The organism is Planctomycetota bacterium (assembly GCA_033763975.1).
Classification (GTDB): domain Bacteria; phylum Planctomycetota; class Phycisphaerae; order Phycisphaerales; family UBA1924; genus RI-211.
Window position 1 is genome coordinate 260,079 of sequence record JANRJM010000017.1, and the last position, 20,890, is coordinate 280,968.

The 20,890-nt window shown below is 72.1% G+C and carries 13 protein-coding genes; 6 read left to right on the forward strand and 7 right to left on the reverse strand.

Going from position 1 to position 20,890, the window contains the following annotated elements; all coding sequences use genetic code 11:
* The first annotated feature begins 120 nt into the window (after positions 1-120).
* The 3 genes from SFY69_11690 (at position 121) to SFY69_11700 (ending at position 5,063) form a co-directional block, all read left to right on the forward strand.
* Positions 121-732: an ECF-type sigma factor gene (locus SFY69_11690; GenBank protein ID MDX2132701.1), complete on the forward strand. Its 612-nt coding sequence runs from the start codon at positions 121-123 to the stop codon at positions 730-732.
* A complete protein-coding gene (locus tag SFY69_11695) occupies positions 729-4,226 on the forward strand; it encodes a protein kinase (GenBank protein ID MDX2132702.1) in 3,498 nt (1,165 codons plus the stop codon). The genes SFY69_11690 and SFY69_11695 overlap by 4 nt, the downstream gene beginning before the upstream one ends.
* Before the next feature lie 174 nt (positions 4,227-4,400).
* Positions 4,401-5,063 carry a hypothetical protein gene (locus tag SFY69_11700; protein MDX2132703.1) on the forward strand — a complete coding sequence of 221 codons (663 nt, stop codon included), beginning with the start codon at positions 4,401-4,403 and terminating at the stop codon, positions 5,061-5,063.
* 22 nt (positions 5,064-5,085) lie between these two features.
* On the opposite strand, the gene SFY69_11705 is transcribed toward SFY69_11700, so the two are convergent.
* Both SFY69_11705 and SFY69_11710 read right to left on the reverse strand, forming a co-directional pair.
* Positions 5,086-7,656, reverse strand: a complete 2,571-nt coding sequence (locus tag SFY69_11705; GenBank protein MDX2132704.1) for a serine/threonine-protein kinase — start codon at positions 7,654-7,656, stop codon at positions 5,086-5,088.
* 162 nt (positions 7,657-7,818) lie between these two features.
* The gene (locus SFY69_11710) at positions 7,819-8,316 is read right to left on the reverse strand and encodes a hypothetical protein (GenBank protein ID MDX2132705.1); all 498 of its coding nucleotides are present in this window, start codon (positions 8,314-8,316) and stop codon (positions 7,819-7,821) included.
* 125 nt (positions 8,317-8,441) lie between these two features.
* On the opposite strand from SFY69_11710, the gene SFY69_11715 reads away from it, so the two are divergent.
* The 3 genes from SFY69_11715 to SFY69_11725 all read left to right on the forward strand — a co-directional run bounded on the left by SFY69_11715 (position 8,442) and on the right by SFY69_11725 (position 10,995).
* Complete coding sequence (locus SFY69_11715) at positions 8,442-8,933, forward strand: hypothetical protein (GenBank protein ID MDX2132706.1); 492 nt, start codon at positions 8,442-8,444, stop codon at positions 8,931-8,933.
* An 11-nt stretch (positions 8,934-8,944) separates the two neighbouring features.
* On the forward strand, positions 8,945-9,664 hold the full coding sequence (locus SFY69_11720; GenBank protein ID MDX2132707.1) for a hypothetical protein: 720 nt from the start codon (positions 8,945-8,947) through the stop codon (positions 9,662-9,664).
* A gap of 398 nt (positions 9,665-10,062) precedes the next feature.
* Positions 10,063-10,995 carry a hypothetical protein gene (locus SFY69_11725; protein ID MDX2132708.1) on the forward strand — a complete coding sequence of 311 codons (933 nt, stop codon included), beginning with the start codon at positions 10,063-10,065 and terminating at the stop codon, positions 10,993-10,995.
* A gap of 404 nt (positions 10,996-11,399) precedes the next feature.
* On the opposite strand, the gene SFY69_11730 is transcribed toward SFY69_11725, so the two are convergent.
* Genes SFY69_11730 through SFY69_11750 form a run of 5 tightly spaced genes read right to left on the reverse strand, consistent with a single transcriptional unit; the run spans position 11,400 to position 20,883 of the window.
* Entirely contained in the window at positions 11,400-15,587 is a 4,188-nt protein-coding gene (locus tag SFY69_11730) for a tetratricopeptide repeat protein (GenBank protein MDX2132709.1), read from the reverse strand.
* 22 nt (positions 15,588-15,609) lie between these two features.
* A complete protein-coding gene (locus SFY69_11735; protein ID MDX2132710.1) occupies positions 15,610-17,025 on the reverse strand; it encodes a sugar transferase in 1,416 nt (471 codons plus the stop codon).
* On the reverse strand, positions 17,022-19,292 hold the full coding sequence (locus SFY69_11740) for an AAA family ATPase (GenBank protein MDX2132711.1): 2,271 nt from the start codon (positions 19,290-19,292) through the stop codon (positions 17,022-17,024). The genes SFY69_11735 and SFY69_11740 overlap by 4 nt, the downstream gene beginning before the upstream one ends.
* Positions 19,289-20,023, reverse strand: coding sequence for an exosortase-associated EpsI family protein (locus tag SFY69_11745; GenBank protein MDX2132712.1), 735 nt, complete (start codon positions 20,021-20,023; stop codon positions 19,289-19,291). The genes SFY69_11740 and SFY69_11745 overlap by 4 nt, the downstream gene beginning before the upstream one ends.
* Positions 20,020-20,883, reverse strand: coding sequence for an exosortase/archaeosortase family protein (locus SFY69_11750; protein ID MDX2132713.1), 864 nt, complete (start codon positions 20,881-20,883; stop codon positions 20,020-20,022). The genes SFY69_11745 and SFY69_11750 overlap by 4 nt, the downstream gene beginning before the upstream one ends.
* Positions 20,884-20,890: the final 7 nt, after the last annotated feature.

Consider the following 20,890-nt stretch of genomic DNA (forward strand, 5'->3'; position numbering starts at 1 on the left):
TTGTGTTCGTGCCCGTTGAGGGCTGACGGACATCATGCGACGCGGGGCGCGCGGGGCGCTAAGGACAATCGCGTTTTTTTCTCGGGTGCGATGGCGCGTGGTATCCTCCTTTACGCCAGCATGCAGCCCGAACCGACCAGCGCCCAGACCGAGGTCACGCAGATCCTGCACGCCGTACGCGACGGGGAGCGTGGCGCCTCGGACCGCCTGCTCCCGCTCGTGTATGAGGAACTGCGTCGTCTGGCGCGCGGGTACATGCAGAACGAGCAGCCCGGGCAGACGATCCAGGCGACGGCGCTGGTGCACGAGGCGTATGTGCGTCTGGTGGGCGGGCAGGAGTATTCCTGGGACCACCGCGGGCACTTCTTCGCCGCGGCGGCGATGGCGATGCGCCGGATCCTGGTCGAGCGGGCCCGCCATCGCAAGCGCGTGAAGCACGGGGGCGACCGCAAGCGGGTCGACCTGGACGACTACGCGGCACTCTCCGAGTCTCCCGGGACCGACCTGATCGCGCTGGACGATGCGCTTGAGAAACTCGCGGCGTACGACCGACGCAAGTGCGAGGTCGTGATGCTGAAGTACTTCGCGGGCCTGACGAACGACGAGGCCGCGGCGGCGCTCGGGGTTTCGTCCGCGACGGTGCGCAACGAATGGACGTTCGCGCGGGCGTGGCTGCTGCGGGAACTGAGCAGCTCGCAGACGCGCGAGATGGGGCCGGCGGGCGGGGCATGAACACGACGGACCGGAATCGCCGCGCAGAGGAGGCGTTCTTCGCGATCTGCGAGCTACCGCCCGAAGAGTGGACCGACGCGGTGAACGCGCGGTGCGCGGGGGACGAGGCGCTGCTGCAGGAAGTGCGGAGCCTGCTGGAATGTCACGTCCGGGCGGAGGGCTTCCTCGACGGGGCGGAGATCGTGGACCTTCGCCACGGGTTCTTCGGACGCCGCGGAGGGCACGAGGACGCGGAGCTGCGCACGGGCACGAAGTTCGGCGAGTACGTGATCGAGGGGGTGCTGGGCGCGGGGGGCATGGGCACGGTGTACGTGGCGCGCCAGGAGCGCCCGAGCCGGACGGTGGCGCTCAAGGTTGTTCGGCGCGGGTACGCGGGCCCCTCGCTGCTGCGGCGCTTTGAGCACGAGGCCGAGATGCTGGGGCGGCTTCATCACCCCGGGATCGCGCAGATCTTCGAGGCGGGTTCGGCGAGCGTGGACGCCGACAAGCCCGCGCAGCCGTACATCGCGATGGAGCTCGTCCGCGGGCAGTCGCTCACCGAGCACTGCGCGCGGCTGGACCTGACGCCCCGCGAGCGCATGGAACTGATCGCGAAGGTGTGCGACGCGGTGCACCACGCGCACCAGCGGGGCGTCATCCACCGCGACCTCAAGCCCGCGAACATCCTGGTCGACGAGCGGGGTCAGCCGAAGATCCTGGACTTCGGCGTGGCGCGCGCCGCCGACGCCGATCTGCGCGTCACCACCATGCAGACCAGCGTGGGCCAGCTCATCGGCACGCTGCCCTACATGAGCCCCGAGCAGGTGACCGGCGACCCCGGCGAGGTCGACACGCGCAGCGACGTCTATGCGCTCGGCGTGCTGCTGTTCCAGTTGCTCACGGGCAAGCTCCCGCACGACGTGTCGAGCCGGTCGCTGCCCGAGGCGGCCCGGATCATCCGCGAGGAAGCGCCCAGCCGCCTCAGCGCCGTCAGCCGGGTCTTCCGGGGCGACGTCGAGACGATCGTGAGCCAGGCGCTGGAGAAGGACAAGGCCCGGCGGTACCAGTCCGCCGCGGACCTGGCCGAGGACCTCCGCCGGCACATCGCCGGGCTGCCGATCATGGCGAAGGAGCACTCGGCGCTGTACGTGCTCGCCAAGCAGCTCCGACGGAACAAGGTCGTCGTGGCGGCGGGGGGCACGCTGCTCGCGGCGCTGCTGGTCTTCTCGGCGTACGCGTGGGTGCAGGCGGGGCGGATGGGGCGCCTGGCCGACCGCGAGACCTCGGCGCGCGAGGCGGCGCAGACGGCGCTGAAGCTGGCGGCGGACGAGGCGGCCCGCGCCAACGAGCAGGCCGCCCGTCTGCAGAACGAACTCTGGCTCAGCATGCTCGAGCGCGGGCGCCTGGAGGGCGTGACCGGGAACGTCTCGCTGGCCGAGGACATGCTGTGGCGCTCATACCTCGCGCGCCCGAAGGACACGCGCGCCCGCTGGGCGCTGTGGGAGTTGTACGAGCGTCATCCATGCCGCTGGACGCGCGTGCCCACCCCCGGGGCGGTGCGGCTGAACGTGGTCGCGCTCAGCAACGACGGCGTCGTCGCGACGATCGCCGCGGACGGCACGCTCGTGCTGCTGGGGGCACGCGCCGGCGACACGCTCGCGACTCTCGGCGGTGCACTGCCCAACGCGCTCGAACTGCGGTTCACCCAGGACGGACGACGGCTCGTCGGCGTCGGCTGGGGTGCGCCCAGCGGCGGGGGCGGCGCGCCCGGGTGCAACGTCGTGACCTGGAGCGTCTCGCCGGTCGCCGACGGACGCTGCGTCGTCGAGCCCGTCGCCCGGTTCGCATCCCCGGGTGTGAACGAGGCGGGCGTCGCGCTGCCCGGGGTGGAGCTCCTCGCCCTCGCGCCCGACGGCGCGCACGTCGCGTACGCGCGTGCGGGCGGGGGAATCGAGGTGCGGCGTACGGACGGCGCCGACCCGCCCGGCGCCCTGTCCTACGCCGCGGGCGAGCGTCTCATGGCTCTCGCCGTGTCGAACGGGGGCACGCTGATCGCCCTGGCCTCGGAGTCCGGTGGCGTGCGCGTGCTGCGCGCGTCGGACGGCGCGGAGGTCGGCGCTTGGCACGTGGCCGAGGTGCCCGTGTGGTCGCTCGAGTTCACGCCCGACGCCGGCTTGCTGCTCGCGGGCTCCAGAGACCGGGCGCTGTCGATCATTGACCTCGCCGCGGGCACGATGCGCCGCGTGCCGCACCTGCCGGCGTTCGAGACCACCCGGCGCGTGGCGGCCGCGCCGTCGGGCGAGTTCGCGATCAGCGCGGGCGAGAGCGCCGCGCAGGTCTGGTCGCTCGCGCCAGGCGGGGGCGTGCGTCTCATCGCGTCGCACGCCGGAAAGATCACGGATGCGGCGCTGAGCGCCGACGCGGGCCTGGCCGCCACCGTCGGCCCGGACGGGCGCGTGCGCCTGTGGGAGCCCCGGTCGCTGCCCGGGACACGCCGGTTCGAAGGGCACAAGACCTGGGCGTTCGAGGCGGCGTTCCACCCGCAGTCGGGCAACGTCGCGTCGGGCGGGGGCGAGGGGACCGTCCGGCTGTGGACGCGCGACGGGCGCCTGCTGGCCGAGCGAGCCACCGGCTCGCCCCGCGTGCGATTCCTGCGATTCTCGCCCGACGGATCGGCGCTCTACGCCTGCGGCTCGGACGGCACGGTCCACATTCTCGACCCGACAACCCTGGAGGCGCGCCGCACGTTCGTAGGCTGTCCGCCGGGGGCGAAGGACTGGGCCCGCGAGGTGGCGTCCCTGGCGTTCTCGCCCGACGGAAGCGAGATCGTCGTCGGGGGCTACTGGTGGACGCTCCGCGTGTACGACGCGCAGACGCTCGAGTTCCGGCGCGACGCGCGCCTCGAGTCGCCCGCCAGTTTCGTCAAGGCGCTGCTCTTCAGCCGCGACGGGAAGACGCTCTACTGCAACGGCAGCGGGCGGGGCGTGTGCGAGTGGTCGTTCCCCGACCTCGCGTTGCGGCGTCACCTGCCGACGGACTCGCCGACGCACAACATCGCGCTGGCCCCGGGGGGTGAGTCGCTCGCCGCGGGCACGGAGGCCGGGCGAGTGATCATCTTTGATCTCGCGACGGGCGAGCGGCGCATCGTGCTGGATGCGCACTCGTCGCCGTGCTACGCGCTGGGGTTCAGTCCATCGGGGCGGGTGCTGGCCACCGGGGGCGACGACGGGCTGCTGCGTCTGTGGGATCCGACGAGCAACCGGGCGCTGGTGACGATCACGCCCCGCCGGGGCGAATGCGCGTCGGTGGCGTTCGCGCCGGGCGGGCACGAGGTGTTCGGCATGTTCCGCGAGCGGGTGATGATGTCGTGGAACCTGCTGCACTACAACCTGCACATCGCGGGCAATCTGCCGTATCAGCTTGTGCATCAAGAAGATGCAAACGCCTTGTCGGATTCGGACCGCGCGGGCCTGCTCGAGTGGGCGCGGCTGATCGAGGCGCAAACGGCGCACTGACCCACCCCGCGGTACCCCGGGCGGGCATCCCCCGTTCAGACCACGTAAATTCCGGCACATCGCACGCAGATCCTCTCGACAGCCGTTCGCGGTTGGATACGCTGCCGCCCGAGAGAGACCTCGCGGGGAATCCGTGTTCGCGCCTCGCGCTGTCTGCATGGAGGGAGCAAGACCATGAATCGTCTTTGTGCCGCGGTGGTCGTGTGCGCCGGGGCCGGCGTTGCGGTGGCGGGACCGGACTGGATCGAGAACGGTGACGCGGGCGAGGCCCTCGAGACCGCGCAGGCCATCCTGGGGATTGGCGTGCCGCGCGCGATCGTGGGCTCGCTGGATACCTCGCTGGGCGGCCCGGACCAGGTCGACATGTACCTGATCCGGATCGAGACCCCGATGTCGTTCAGCTTCCGCGCGGGCAACGCGCCGTTCGACTCGCAGGTGTTCCTCTTCAACATCACCCTGGGCAAGGAAGCGTTCGGCCTTCTGGGGAACAACGACCTCATGAGCGACTCGTTCGAAGCCGGGATCGCCATGCCCGTCGCGAACGACGGCACGGGCGCGGCGGTGCTCAACCCGGGCGAGTACGCGCTCTGCATCACGACGTTCGACGTCCGCCCCGTGGGCCTCAACGGCGAGATCTTCGACTTCAAGAGCCGCACCGAGCTTTCGGGCCCGGACGGCCCCGGCGGGCTGAACCCGCTGTCGGGCTGGATCGGCTCGGGCGTCGGGGGGACGTACCAGATCGACCTCGACGGCGTGGGCTACATCGACGTGCCGGCGCCGGCCGGGGCCGCCCTGCTGGGGCTGGGCCTGCTGCGCTCGGCGCGTCGTCGCCGCTGAACGGCGGTCGGCCGAACGGTGGTCAGTTCGTCGGCGCGCCGGCCTCGTGGGCGAGTTGCTCCAGGCGTGTGACACGCACGCTTGTGGTGCCGCGCGCTTGTCGCAGCGCCGCGAGCCCCTCGGCCAGGGCCTGCTCGCCCTCGGACGTGCGCCCGAGGCGTACGAGCAGGACGCCCCGGCGCGCGACGATCTCCGCGCGCCGCGGCTCGACCGAGCCGGAGATCGCCAGCGCCTGGTCGAGGAAGTCGAGCGCGCCCGCGACGTCGCCGGCGGCGAGGTGCGCCTCGGCGTTCGCGTCCAGCACGTCCACGATGTCGGGGTGGTTCGCGGGGCGGGTCTGGCGGATCATGGCGAGGGCCTGCGTCGCGGCCTCGCGGGCGTCGGAGGCGGCCCCGTGGGCGGCCTTGGCGCGCGCCTGGCCTGCGCGGCTCATCGCCACGAGGTGGTGCCCGCGCGGGAACATCTGCAGCCGGATGGCGAGCGCGCGGGAGAACGCCTCGTCGGCCTGCTCGGCGAACGTCCGGGCACCCGCGCCGTCGCCCTGCACCAACGCCGCGTCGCATCGGCGCAGCAGGCAGTCTCCCAGGTTCTGCGAGGCGGCGGCGGTGCCCGCGTACTGCTCGCCCCGCAGGCTCACGATCATGTCGAGCGCGCGACGGAACAGCACCTCCGCACGCTCGAACGCCTCGGCGTCCAGCTCGCACTTCGCGACGTTGTTCAGCGCCTGGGCGACCTCCTCGTGCGGGCCCTTGTACAGACGCTGACGCATGTCGAGCGCCTCGGCGTAGAGCTGCGTCGCCTCGGGCAGGCGCCCCATCCGCAGGCGGCACGCCGCCAGGTGCGTCAGGCTCATCGCGACGTCCGGATGATCGCCCCGGTGCAGGCGCCGGCGCATGTTGAGCGAGCGGGTGTAGAGCGTCTCGGCCTGGGAATAACTCCCCTCCCACCAGAGCGTCGCCGCGAGGTTGTGGATCGCCTCGGCGCGGGCGTCGGTGTCGTGCTCGTCGCGCGCGTCGTAGATCTCCAGCACGCGCTGCTGCTGCGCCCGGGCCTTCCCGTACTCGCCGAACTTGCGGTACACGACGCCCAGGATGGCCCGCACGTCGGCCTCGGCGAGGTCAACCCCCGGGGGGCTTTCCTCGATCTTCTTGGTCGCGTTGTCGAGCAGCTGCACGATGCTGTTGGATCGCTCGGGATCGGCGGATTCCAGCACGCCACGCAGCAGCGCGAAGTTCGCGACCGCGCGGTCGCGCTCGTCGACGATCCGGATGATGAGCAGGGTGGAGACCGAGCACAGCACCACCGCGGCGATGGCCGCCGCCATCGACACCGTGCGGTTGCGCTTCACGAAGCGCCAGAATCGCCCCGTGGGCCCGACGCGCCGGGCGGACACCGGCTCGCCCCGCAGCCAGCGCGAGAGGTCCTGCGCCAGTTCGCCCGCCGTCGCGTACCGGCGCTGCGGGTCTTTCTCCAGGGCGCGCAGGAGCACGGCGTCGATGTCGCGCGGGACGGCCCGGCGCAGCTTCGAGGGCGGCGCCGGGTCCACCTCGGCGATCCGCGCCAGCACCTCGCGGAGCGAGCCCTCGGCCGAGCAAGGCAGGTGCCCGGTCAGCAGTTCGTACCCGATCGCGCCGAGCGCGTACACGTCGGTCCGCACGCTCGTGAGGTCGTTGCGGGCCTGCGCCTGCTCGGGCGACATGTACGCGACCGTCCCGAGCAGTTGGCCCGGCTGGCCGATGGTCATTCCCCGCTGCCCGTGACGCTCGTCGGTCTTGTCGTCGACGAGCTTGGCGATGCCGAAGTCGAGCAGGCGGGGCCGCCCCCGCTTGTCGACGATCACGTTCGAGGGCTTCAGGTCGCGGTGCAGCACGCCGCGCTGGTGGGCGTAGTCGACCGCCTCGCAGATCTCGACGAGCATCTCGACGACGCGCCGCACGTCGCCCTTGCCCGGCGGGAGCGCCCGGTCGAGGGCGTCGCCGGGCACGTACTCCATCACGTAGTAGTACCGCCCCTTGCGAACGCCCGAGTCCACCACCGACACGATGCCCGGGTGCTCGAGGCGCGCCACCACCTCGACCTCGCGCTCGAACCGCTGTCGGGCGGCGTCGGACACCCCCGCCGCGTCGATCATCAACTTCACCGCGACGCGCCGCCCGGTGGAGAGTTGAACGGCCTCGAAGACCGCGCCCATGCCGCCCCGCCCGAGGCACGAGCGGACCTCGTAGCCCTCGATCGCGGGGAGGGCCGCGCCGTCGCCGCCCGGCCCGATCGTGTTGGCGCTCTCGAGGCGCGTGGCGCGGTCGGCGATGCCGCCGGCGGTGGCGCGCGTCGACCGAGCATCCGGGCCGGGCGCGCCGGGTCCCACGTCGGCGATGGTGCGGGCGTCCGGGCGGACGTCGGCCTGCGTTGCGGGGTCGTCGGCGATGAACGCCATGGCGCGGGTGCGCGTGGCCTCGAACTCGGGGCTGCCGGGCGTGCCGGGGATGAGTTCCTCGAGCGTGACGCTGGCGCCGCTGGCTCGCCGGGAGGTGTACAACGCGGCGGCGCGCTGCGCCGCGACGTCGACTGTGCTCTCACCGCGCCCGGACGCCATGACGAAACTCCCGAATGACATGGTACCGCGGGTGCGTGGGCGGTTGTTCGACCGGAGCACGCCGCCGACGCATCCGACAGTGAGTTCGCGCGTCTTGACGGTTCAGAGGCGGACATTCGCGCGAAGTTCGCGCTGGGCGGACGCGCGTCGGGCACGCCGGGCTCAGCCCGGCACGTCGGCGAGGAGCCAGGTGAGCACCCCCACCACCATCGCGCCCGCGAGCGCCACCGCGATCGCGAACCGCCAGGCGTACGACGCGTCTGCCGGCGGCGCGAGCATCGAGAGTCGGGCGTGAACGGGGCCGGAGTGCACCGGCTCTGCGCGCCGGGCGGCGTCCTGCACGATGGCGATCACGAGGTGCGCATCGAACTCGCGGAGGCCCTGCTTCACGGCCGCCGCCACCAGCCGTCGGCGGTTTTCGGGGCGCAGGACGGCCGCCCGCCCGCCCTCGATCGCGCGGGCGACGTCGATCGCGAAGGCGGCCCGCACGTCGGCGTCGTCGAGGCGCGCGGCGAGGTGGTTCTCGCGTGCCACGTCGGACACGCGCGAGGCGGCGGGCGGCGCCGGCGGGGCTTGCCCGAGCGCCGGGTCGGCGTCGTCCTCGGCCCGGATCAGCCGAAGTCGACCCGCCGTTCCGAAGCCGTCCGCGCGCACGTTCATGCTTCTGAAACGGTACGGCCCGTTGCGCGGTTCGCCAGTCCTGAGGCCTGAAGTGCCCCGACAATCCGTCGGATCGGGCGTCATAGACGGAATTCACGGGGACGAGCCGCTAACCTGAGCGGCGCATGACCGAGCCCCCCCCGGATTCCGCCTGGCCGCCGCCCCCGCTGCTTGTGCCGCAAACCCCGCAGGAGGTCGTGGCGCGTCTGGACGAGCGGGCCCGCCGGGGAAAGATGGCGGAGTTTCGCGCCGGACCCCCGCCCGGGCTCTTCTCGGTGACCACCGCGGGCCAGCCCTTTGATTACCTGCTGTCGGCGCAGGGCGAGGCGTCGCCCGAAGGGACGCGGCTTGCGTTCTCGCTGAAGGTCTTGCCCCGCACGCCCCTGATCTTCGCGGCGGTGCTGGTGTTCACCATCTGGCCCGGCGTGTGGCTCACCGACTCGATGCTGCGGTCGTACTGGACCGGGTACGACTACGCCACGTGGATGTGGTACCTGCCGGTGACGGTGCTGCCCCTGCCCTGGGCGTGCGTGCGGCTGTGGAAACGCTCGCGCCGGGCGGCGGAGTCGCACGCGCTCGAGATCATCGCCGACATCCGGGCGGCCCTGGGCGCGTAGCCTTCGCGCCGATGTGGGATGCCCGCGAACTGCTGTCCCTCGCGACCGGCGCGCTCCGCGAGCAAGACGCGGCGCTCGACGCCGAGCAGAGCGTGCGCGGGCTCGACGCGTGCCACGAGGTTGACCTGCACCCGCTGCTGGCGGACGGGTTCGCCCGGGCGGGCGTTGCGGTGCTGCGCGAGCAGGTCTACCCCGGGCCGGCCGGGGCGCGTGCCAGGGGGTTCGAACGCGAGCGGTGCGACCTGGTGCTGCTGCCGTCCGGGGGCAGAAGACTCGTGGACCCGATGGCGGAGCGCATCGCGGCGGACGCGCTGCGGGGCACGCTGTTCGAGGGGGCCCCGCTGCACCCCGAGGGCGACGTGACGCCCGAAGACGCGTACTGGCTCGAGATGAAGTGCGTCGGGCAGTTCGAGTTCGTGGCGGATGTGCCTGTGCCGAACCGGTCGTACGCGTCGAGCCTGCTGCGGGCCGCCCGGACCGACGTCCGGAAACTGGCACGCGACCCGGCGATTCTGAACGGCGCGGTGCTGGTGGTGCTGTTCACGGTCGCGCGGGAGGTGGCGGAGCACGACCTGCAGGTCGCGCTGCACCGGGCGGTGGACGCGGGCGTACCGGTGCGGTCGGCGCAGTGGGAGTCCTTCGCCATCGCGGACCGGATCGGGAACGGGGCGTGCACGCTGTGCTGGATCGAGGCCGGGCGGCCGGCGGAGCCCGAGCAGGGTGGGGAATGACCGCCGCGTGACGTGGGCGGGGCACCGAAGCACACGATTTGCGCAGAAATCGCAGATCGTGTTTTGTTAGTACCAGGGAGAGCACTTCGGTCGACACGGGTGTCGGGGTGCTGCACAAACCGGTTTCTTCAAAGCACTTGGGGTGAGAGCGCCACTCGAACCAAATGCTTTCCCCAGTATGAAGCGGCCGTGAAATGTGCCGGGAACTACTTGCGGGTATCCACCTAGGCAACTATGCTGAGGGTGTCGAGCGGGAGAAAACACCCACGGGTCTTTGTAGCTGCGCGGAGTGCGTGGCAACCCGTGGAACCTTGTGTGCGGGAAGCGTATTCGCGGCGGCAGGATCCACTGCCGGATACGTGGCCAATCTCGGGGGCAGCTCGACGGAGGGTTTGGGTATGAAGAAGTGTGTTCTGGCGGGCCTCGCGCTCGCCGCCGCGGCTGGTTCGGCGTACGCCGACGGCCGCATCTGGGCCCAGGACGCGACGGGCCGTTACAACGGCCACGACGCTCAGGGCGGCGCGTTCATCATGAACCGCATCGGGAACTCGAGTTCCGCTGCCGGCCCGAACCACGGCACGTCGACGAACTACTACCACACGGCGCAGTTCAACGCCGGCTACGTCGGGTCGACGTTCGGCACGAACAACGGCCTCGGCGGGAATCAGTTCTACACGTTCTGCATCGAGCGCGGCGAGAACGTGTCTCTGGGCAACTCGAACGCGAACGGCAACCGCTACTTCGCGCAGATCGCTGATTCCGCGAAGAACGGCGGCAGCGGCACGAGCAACGCTCGCGCCGCTGGCCCTCGCAACAACGGTGCCAGCGAGGACGTGATCAGCTTCGCCACGGCCGCGATCTACCGGGAGTTCCGCAACGGCGGTAACTTCGGTGGCGTCGGCACGGTTCTCGGAGGCTACAGCGCCTTCGCCGGCGCGGCGAACGCCTTCGGCGTCAACAGCAACATCAACATCCCCTCCTACGGCGCCGGCTCGAACGAAGCCGCGGGCCGCCGGATGTCGTCCGCGGTCCAGTGGGCCATCTGGTACGCCGAGAACGAGCTCAGCGACGCGGACATCACCACGTACGGCGACGCCACGGTCCGCGCCCTCGGCATGCGGATCTTCAACTGGGCCAACCAGTCCTCGGTGCATGGCAACACGCTCGGCCAGGTGCGCGTGCTTCGCCTGTGGACCGGGTTCAACTCCCAGACGGGTGTGTACTCGGGCAACAGCCAGGACCAGCTGACCCTGATCCCCCTGCCCTCCGGCGCCGCTCTGGCGTTCGCGGGCATGGGCGTGCTGGCGATCCGCCGGCGCACGACTCGCTAATCACGCGGGATCGGATCGCTTCATCGCAGCGATTCCCGAGGACCGGCTCGAAGGAGCCGGTCCTTTTCTTTTTGTCCCGTTCGTTGTCGGGGCACCGAGCGTGTCGGCCGCGCGCCGTGTTTGCCGCCCTCGCTGCGCGGAGGGGCGGAGCTCGGCGACGCCGCGACGGCGGAGGCGTTTCGACCGTTGAGCGCAATGCGTCGGCGCTCGCCGGCACCTGCGCGTCGCGGACCGGCCGGCGCGGTGATGCGTCCGCGCTGCGCGGCGGGGCGGCGGCGGGGCTGGACCGCGCGCACCGCTCGCGAGCACCGTTCCTGAAACGACGCGGGCCGCCCTGCGAGAGGGCGGCCCGGTGGGGTGGGCAGACGGGATGTCGAACGGGGCGGCGTCAGCCGAGGCCGAGCTTAGCCCGGGCCGAGCGCGGTGCGGACGGCGTCGGCGCGGCGCTGCAGCCCGGGCGAGAGCGGGCGTCCGCCAAGGGTGGCGTCGAGGCGGCGGAGTTGCTCGCGGGCCTGGGCGGCGTCGCCGAGCGTCTGGTGGCACTCGGCCAGGCCGACGAACAGGTCGGGCATGCCCGGCGCGAGCGATTGGGCGGTGGTGAACGTGGCGAGGGCGTCCTTGGGCGCTCCGCCAGCGAGCTGGGCCTGCGCGAGCGTGTCCATGAAGTTGGCGCGGGCCGCGGGAGATTCGTTGGCGCTGAGCGCGACGGCCTTGGTGGCGTACTGCACCGCGTCGGCGGCACGGATGCGCTTCAGGGTGAGGCGGTAGGCGAGGTTGTTGAGGATGATCGGGTTTTCGGGGAGGAGCGTGCGGGCCTGGTCGTACGCCTCGATGGCGCGATCGGCGTCGTCCACGTAGTCGTACGCCGTCGCGGTGACGAGGTGGGCGAACGGGGCCGTGGCGGGATCGCCCTTGGCCTTGTCGGCGGCGGCGATGGCGCGGGCGAGGTCGTCCTTCGAGTTGGAACTGATGCCCAGATCGACCCAGCACTCCGCCACGAGCATGTGCATGGGGGGCGACGTGGCGAGCCCGTCGAGGCTCGCGAGCCATTCGCGGAGTGGTTCGGCGCGCGTCGGCTCGCCGATGCTCGACCGGATGACCGACACGGACAGGTCGAAGACGCGCGGATCACCGGAGAGGCGCGGCTCGAGGAGGGCGCGGGCGTCGGCGATCTTTCCCGACCCGGCGAGGGCGCGGGAGAGCACGTCGAGCGCGGGGAGGTCCGGGGGAGAGGCCCCGGAAATCCGGGCGCGCTGCGGCAGCACGACGTCGAGGCCTTCGGTCGCACGGCCCAGCGTGAGGAGGGAGCCGGCGAGGAAGACGTCGGCTTCGTACGAGTCGGCGGAGCGCGTCTTCCAGGCGCGGGCCTGCGTGAGGGCTTCTTCCCACCGCCCGACGGACGCGAGCGACTGGGCGGCGAGCTTGGCGCCGCGCGGATCGCCCGGGGCGGCGTCGGCGGCGAGGAGCGCGGCGGCGATGGCGCGGTCGGGCGCGCCGGCGTTGAAGTGGGCCGCGACGAGGAGCGAGCGGATGTCGACCTCGGTGGGGTACTTCTCGACGATCTCCTCGAGGTCGCGTGCGGCGCGGCCCCAATCGGGCTTCTCGACGGCAACGCGGCGCATGACATCGAGGACGGCGCGGAGCGACGGCGTGGCGTTGGGGTCTTCGGCGGCGCGGCTGAGCATGGAGAGGCTGTCGTTGAGCGCGCTCTCGCCCCCGGTGGCGAGCACGATGGTGCCGCGGAGCCAGGACAGACGCGAGTCGTTCGGCGAACCCTTGAGCCCCTGGTCGACGGCGGCGAGCGCCTCTTCGAGGCGGTTCTGCTTCATCAGGAAGTTCGCGAGTTGGGCCCAGGACTCGGCGTTCCCACCCTCGCGGGTCGCATCCCGCAGCGCGGCCTCGGCGCGCGCCGGGTCTGCGTAGAGCGCCAGCAGGGCGTTGACGAGGTTCCGGCGGTCGGCGGGGGTGACGGCGGAGGGCGACTGCTCAATGAGGCGGACCGCGCCGTCGAGATCGCCGCCTTTCGCGAGCAACTCGGCGGCGGCGAAGATCGCGGGGAGCGAGGCGGGCGAGGCGGCGCGAGCGGCCTCGACATCGGCGGCGGCGCCGGTGAGATCGCCGAGGCGGACGCGGATGGCCGCGGCGAGCAGGCGATCGTCGGCGGTGCGTCGATCGGCGAGCGCGTCGATGTCGGCGACGGCCTCCTTGAGCAAGCCCTGCGTGGCGGCGAGCCGGGACCGGGCACGACGGGATTCGTCGGGCAGTTCGCGGTAGACGAGGAACTGGCGGAGTTGGCGGTCGGCCTCCGGGCCGCGGGCATCGGCCTGCAGCAGGGCGATGAGCGGGGGGAAGAGCAGGGGCGAGCCGGTGGCGGAGAGGGTGCTCTCGAGGGCCTCGATGCCGCCGCGCCGGTTGCCGAGGATGGTGTAGGCGTCGGCGAGGAGGACGGCGGCGATGGGGTCGCGCGGGTTGGCGGCGGCGATGGGCGCGAGCGAGGTCACGACCTGCGAGGCGGACTTCTCGGATCGTTCAAAGGCGAGCTGGTAGCGCGCGTCGAGCACGCGGAAGCGGGTGGAGGCCGAGCCGAGCGGCTCGCGCAGGAGAGAGAGCGTGCGGCTGATGAGTTCGCGCCGGGTCCAGGCGACGTCGGAGTTGGCGATCGCGAGGACGACGGGCAGGGGCGGGTCGGGGAGGGCGACGAGACGCTCGTGGATGTCGGCGGCGGCGGCGGGCTCGAGCGGTTCGATCGCCGCGGCGAGGGTGTACTGCAGCATGGCCTGACGCTGCGGGGTGTCGTCGGGGCGCGCGAGCGACGCGATGAAGTCGCGGGCAGACTGAGGCCCCTGCGTGAGCGCGCGGAAGGCGGCCTCGTACTCGACGAGCGCCATGTCGGCCGGGGCGACGGTGCGCAGGTGCGTGAGCAGCGACGCGTGCAGGGTGGCGTCGTCGGCGCGTGTGAACGCGAGGAGGCGCAGGGCGATTTCGGAGGCGGGGGCGGCGGAGGCCGCGACGACGCGCTGCACCAGCGGGCGGGCCTCGGCGGGGCGGGCGAGCCCGTAGGCGGCCCAGGCGCGCAGCCCCAGGATCGTGGGGTCCTGCGCGAGTTCACCATCGAACGAGGCCAGGGCCTTGGCGAGCGACTCGATGTCGGCGGCGGACGCGCTGCCCGCGTCGAAGCTAGTGAGGGCGGCGTACCCGACGGCGAGCGCCTCGGGCGCCGAGGGACGCAGGCCCAGCGCGAGGTTGGCGGCGGTGCGGGCCTCGCTGAGGCGTCCGGCGCGGATCTTCATCGTCACGAGCTGCGAGCGGGCCACGCGCCACGCGGGGTCGGCGATCGCGCGCTCGTCGCCCGCGATGTTCTCGAGCAGGCGGATGGCCTCGTCCTGCTCCCCCAGCGGGAAGAGGAGTTCGGCCAGGAAGAACTGGGCGAAGCCGGGGCGGGGGTCGAGTCGGACGGCCTCGGCGAGGTGCTCGCGTGCCGCGCGGAAGTCTTCGGCACGCACGGCGCGAACGCCCTCGGCGAGGGTCTTCCAGTAGCGGTCCTGAGGATCGCCGCGGGAGGAGAGTTCGGCGAGGGCCGCGTCGACGCCGGGCGCGTCGGCGGGGGCGGTGAGCACCACCACCGCCAGGCCGATGGCGCGGCTGGAGGCGGTCTGGGGGGTGGCGATCGCGGCGCGGAGGGGCTCTTGCGCGGCGAGGAACCGCCCGAACTTCCAGTCGCGCTCGGCGCCCAGGTCGCGCGCGGTCGGCCCGAGGCGGGGATCGTCGCGGAGGCGGGTGAGCAGTTCGGCGATGCGCGCGTCGGCGTCGTCCGAGCGTTCGAGCAGCGCGAGCAGGTCGACCAGTTCGGACTCGGACGACAAGGGCAGCGCGAGGGCCTCCTGCGAGAGGCGGTCGAACTCGGCGCGGTTTCCGGCGGCGCCGGCGGCGCGCGCGGCCAGGATGCGCATCGCCAGGCTGTCGGGCAGTCGCTCCATGCCGGCGAGGGCGCGCTCGAGCAGCGTGCGCGGATCGTCGCCCCGCAGCACCATGACCTCGATCAGCAACTGGTAGGGCAGCACGTCGTCGGGGCGGGCGGCGACAAAGGCCTCGGCGGCGGCGAGCGCTTCGTCGAGGCGGTTGGTCGCGGCGAGGCTGCCGACGAGCGCCTGGTGCCCGGCGATGTTCGAGGGATCGGCGGCGATGAGGCGCTGCGCGAACTGGCGCGTCTCGGTGTTGAAGCCGAGCTGCGCGTACAGGTCGATGACGAGTTCGAGGGTGGGAACGTCGGTCGGGCGGAGGTCGGAGGCGCGCCGCGCGAACATGACGGCCGAGGCGAGGTGCCGCCGGTTCTCGAGGGGCACCTGCGCGCGGGCACGGGCGATGAGCAGGAGCACGTCGGCGTCGTCGGGGTGTCGGGAGAGGTAGCGGCCCAGGCCGTCCATGGCGCGCGCGTACTCGCGGGCCTCGAACGCGGCGGTGCCGTCGCGCAGACCGGCCTGGGCGCGGCGTTCGCGCACGCCGTCACGGGCGACGTAGGCCCCGCCCGCGCCGACGGCGAGGACGCCGAGCACGGCGAGCACGACCAGCAGTTTCTTTGTTCGGCGTTTCATCGCGATGCTGAACCCCGTGCGGTTAGAGGTGCAGGATCTGTCGCACCGTGTCGGCGATAATGCGAAGGTCGAGCATGAAGCTCTGGCGTTGGACGTACTCCAGGTCGTAGCGTACCCATTCCTGGAAGTCGGTTGCGGGGGCGCGTGTGCGCCGGACCTGCCAGAGGCCTGTGACGCCGGGGCGGACGCTCAGGCGCGCCTCGCGCCAGGCGGGGCAGAACTGGTTTTCCTTGTCGGGGCTGGGGCGGGGGCCCACGACGCTCATGTGCCCGGCGAGGACGTTCCAGAACTGCGGGAGTTCGTCGAGGTGGAACTTGCGCAGGATGCGCCCGACGCGCGTCACGCGGGGGTCGTTCTTGATGTAGAAGTGCGCGCCGTCGGAGAGATTGGCGGCGACGAGGTCCGCCTTGATGCGCTCGGCGTTGCGGACCATGGTGCGGAACTTCAGGCAGGGGAACTCGCGTCCGCCGATGGTCTGGCGGCGGTGCGCGAAGAAGAACGGGCGCCCGTCCTCGAGCAGAATGGCCAGGAGGATCGGGGGATAGAGCGGGAGCGTGAGGGCGAGCGCGGTGGCGCTGAACGCGACGTCGAAGATGCGCTTGCGCTGCTGCGCGAGGCGGGTGACGGCGCCGGGGTTCACGAGCGAGGGGCGGGCCTGCACGTCGTGCCAATCGACGTCGGACGGTGTGACGGGCGCCGACGCGGCGTCGGCGAGCACGGCGGGACCGACGACGAGTTGCCCGGGGCTGAAGCGGACGCCCGCGCCGGCCCACACGGGCGGGATGAACCGCACGCTCGGCGGGGGGCGCACCGTCTCGTGCAGCCAGACGCCCGGCTCGTAGCAGTAGACGGTGTCGACGACGCTGCGCGGGTCCTTCCAGCGACCCAGCACGGCGGTGCGGAAGCGGTCCTGCTCGGTGTCGGCGTCGCAGACGATGCCGGGCTGGCGCCACGGGAAGACCGTGCCGCGGGGGTGGGTCGCCTTCAGTTCGCGGGTGGCGGCGTCGCGGGAGGGCGCGGCGGCCCAGCGCTCGGCGACGCGCCGGTCTTCGGTCAGCCAGACGCCTCTGGTGGCGCGCGTGCGGGCGCGGTAGATGCGCTGGATGGCGAGGAAGTCGCCGTTGGGCTCGGCGAGCACGCGTTCCTCGTAGTCCTGCTCGTGATGATCGACCAGGCGGACGCGCACGCAGCGCGGCTTGAGCCAGCGGAGCTGGTCGAGCAGGCCCGCGGGGTCGAAGATCGCGAGCGTGTGCGGATCGGTGAGGAGGTAGAGCTGCGGCCCGCGGTCGACATGGCCTCCGGCGCACCGGACGACCTGCACGCACCGTGAGGCCCAGAACCGCTCGTGCAGCGCGTGCACATCAAGCCCCCAGACCGTGGTCGCGGGAGGCCGCGGCGGGGCGAGGGGGGTGGGCGCTGGTGCGAGGCTCTGGGTCATCCGGGCCCGCCGTTGCTCCGGTCGATGGCGTTGAGCGACTGTCGCATCGAGGTGATGAGGGGGGAGTGCGTGATGGCGGGCGTTCCGCCGGCGGAGCGCACGGAGCGGGAGAGGACGCTGCTGTAGCTGGCGAAGTTGCTGGTGGGCGACCGGGAGAGGTGGTCCTTCTTGGTGGCGCGGTTGAAGACGACGCCCGCGATGCGCCCGCCGAGGATGCGGATGCGGGAGACGGCCGCGCGAACGAGGGCCGGCTGCTGCCCGCGGGAGATGACGAGGAGCACGCGGTCGGCGATGGGGGCGAGGAGGTTCGCCTCGAGGCTTCCCAGCGCGGGGCCGGTGTCGATGATGATCGTGTTGTACTTGCGGCGGAGGTCGTCGATGGTGCGCTCGATGTACGCGCGATTGAGCTGCTCGGGCTGGTAGTCGTCGCGCCGCCCGGCCGGCAGGATGTCGAGAAGTTCCTCGACGCGCGTGGTCGACGGGGTCTGGTCGGCGAGGGCCGCGTCGCTGAGGCCCGGCACGTTGACGCAGCCGAGGCGCTTGGAGAGCTGGCGGCCGATGAGGTCGGCGTCGACCACGCAGGTGCGGTGTCCGGAGATGGCGAATGAGTGCGAGAGGGCGTTGGTGAGGTAGGTCTTGCCGTCGCCGGCGGTGGCGCTCGTCACGAGCACGACGAGCGGGGTGTCCGGGGTCGCGCGCTGGCTGTTGAGGTAGCTGCGGATGTGGTGCACGCGGTGCGCGGCCATCTCGACCCACTGGGCGTCGCGCTCGTCGATGTGCGGGAGGATCTCCAGGACGGGGGTGGAGACCGCCGAGTGCTCGATGTCGTCGGCGAAGCGGAACCCCCCGCGGACGAACCCGAGCACCCAGACGATGCCCACGCCGAGGCCGAGCCCGGCGACCCCGCCCGCGCCGGCGAGGGGCAACCGCCTGTCGGACTGGGGACGCATGGGCGCGTCGCCCATCTGCAGGACGGTGATGCGCCCGGTGCGCGTGTTGTTGCGTTCGACCTCGAGGGCGGTCAGGCGAGACTGCGCGATGTCGAGGTCGCGTTTGACCTCTTCCTTGCGCTCGCGGAGCGTGGCGATCTGCTGGCGGGTGGTGCCGATGGCGCGGACCTCTTCGCGCAGAGCGGTGACGGCCTCGTCGTGCAGACGGACCTGCTCGGCGAGGGCGCTCGCCGAGATCGGCGCCTCGACGCCGTTCCTGCCGATGACGACGGGCGGCTCGCGGAGCACGGCCTCGCGGGCGGCCCGCAACTGCTCCTCGACCGCGACGAGGTTCTCGCGCAGCGCGATCATCGCGCGGTGGTCGGGCTGGAGGTTGAATCGCTGGCGGATCTCGTGCTCGATCGCGCGCTTCATCTGGAGCAGCTCGGCGATGCGGGGCGAGGTCTGCGCGAGCTGGTCGTCGGACGGGAGATCGCCCGCGGGGGCCGGGGCGCCCGGGTCGGACGTGCCGGGCGCACCGGACGCACCGGGCGCCGCAGTGCGGGCGAGGAGTTCGGCCTGGGCGAGGCGCTGGCGGAGCTCGACGCCGACGCGTTCGAGTTCGGAGAGGATCTCGCTCTTGATGCGATGGTGCGTCTCGATGTCGGCGACGCCGAACCGCCCGGCGAGCTGGTTTTCTTCTTCGCGCAGGCCGTCGAGACGGTTCTGCAGGGTGCGGACGCGGTCCTGGATGACGCGTTCCTGGGTGCCGGCCTCGAGGCCGAAGGTCTCGTCTTTCAGTTCGTTGTACGCGTCGACGATGGCGTTGGCGGCTGCCTGCGCGACGTCGGGCCTGGGGTGGTCGAAGGAGACGGTGATGATCTCCGAGCCGCGCCCGCGGTTGACCTGCAGGCCCCCGGCGAGCATGGCCTCACCTGCGGCGTCCTTGGCCCAGCCGACGCCGGCGAGGCGGTCGCTGGCGAGGGCGAGCTGGATGACGCGGCGGCTCTGGATGAAGGAGACCTGGGCGCCGACGAAGGAATCCCAGTTGGCCATCTGGCCGTTGTCCTCGGTCTGGTAGATGATGCGGGCCTGCGTGGGCGCCACGCGGATGAGGGCGGTGCTGCGGTAGGCGGGCTTGACCGCGACGTACCCCGCGCCGGCGCACAGCACCGCGAGCACGGCGCCGGCGGCGAGGGCCAGCGGGTAGCGCCCGCGCAGCCCGCGGTGGAGCAGGAGCAGCGGGTTGGGCGGGGGCGCGGCGGCCTCGGGCCCGGGCGCGGCGGCGCCGGGGTCGTACTGCGACGGGGGCGGATCGAACGCGCTCAGGGAACTCATGAGTGTGATCCGTCGGCGTCGTGCCGCATGATCGCCCGCACGAGCGGGCGGATCTCGCGGAGTGCGTCGCGCACAAGGCGGTCGGTGGTCTGCGGGTCCTGGTCGGCGGGGATGCCGATCATGATGTGGGCGGCGCCGAGCGAGGCGGCCTCGGGCATGCGGGCGGAACGCTCGACGTCGCCCATGTCGGGCACGAGGCGTTCGCCGGAGGGCTTCACGAAGAAGCTGAAGACCCGGACGGTTTCCTCGTTGTGCTGCTGGCGTCGGAGGAACTCGTACCGGGTGACGGGGATCTGGAGCTCCTCCATCGCGATGGGGGCGACGTCACGCGGCGCCGACTCGCGCCAGCCGGCGCTGGGATAGCAGATCGGCGGGTAATGCCCCGCGAGGTCGCGGACGTCCTGGCAGTGGACGATGACGAGGCTGAGCGAGTGGCCCTTGAGCGGATCGCGGTAGACACGCTGGAAGATGGCGTTGGGCTTGAGCATGCGGGCGGCGGCGGGGACGACCTCGATGTCGGTCCCCACCATCGGGCCGATGGCGTAGGGGATGTCCTGCACGAGCGTGCGGATCTCGGCGAGGTACGCCTCCGACGCGCGCGGACGCGGGGCGACGAAGAGCGACCACCCCAGGAGGACCAGCAGGCCCAGGGCGGCGGCGAGGGGCGCGGCGCCGACGCGGCCGGGCCGCGCCCCGCGGGAGCGGGCGGTGCTGGTGCGTCGGGTCGTCATGCGTCCACCGCGTAGTTGACGGTCCGGATCTCCATCCATTGCATGACGTGCAGCATGAGCCAGAGGATGCCCAGCGCGAGGGCGAGGACGGCCCAGCCGCTGACGTCGTGGAAGGTGTCGGCGGCGGGCTTGGAGGAATACCCGTACATGAGCGTGGTGGGGATGAGCCGGACGATGTTGACGAGCAGCGCGACGAGCGGGCTGGCGATGAGCAGCGCGAGGCGGATGCGGTTGCGCATGGGGATGGAGAAGGCGAAGGCGAAGGTGACGAGCGCGAGCGACCCGACCATCCGCATGCCGTTGCAGGCCTCCGCGACGGCGACTTCCTGATCGTTGATAACCAGGATGTTGCCCGACCGCGCGATGGGCAGCGCGATCAGGTCGAGCACGAACTCGGTGACGCGTGCGGAGATCTCCTGCAGCGGGAGGGCGATGGGCTGGCGCAGCCGGCCCGGCACGGGCAGCAGGAAGCCCAGCGCGAGGAAGCTGGGCAGGAACTTGCGGGCGGCCGACACGCCGAACACCGACACCACCGCCCCGCCCACGGACACGACGGCGCCCGCGTGCCAGAGCAGGTCGATGCCCAGGCGGAAGCCGGCGGCGGAGAGAAGGATGCCCCCAACGCACGCCGCGGCGCCCCACCAGCTCGGCTCGATCGACACGAACCGCAGGCGTCCGGCCCGCACCACGCCCAGCCAGATGGCGACCGGGACCGCGAGCAGGATATGGGACTGGTCTTCGCGCTCGGTCGCGACGGAGATCATGTCGCGCCACGCGGCCCAGCCGGCGGCGACCGACAGCACGACGAGCGCGGTCGCCATCGCCACCTGAGTCGGCATCATCGTGCGTGGCAGTTGCATCGTCCCC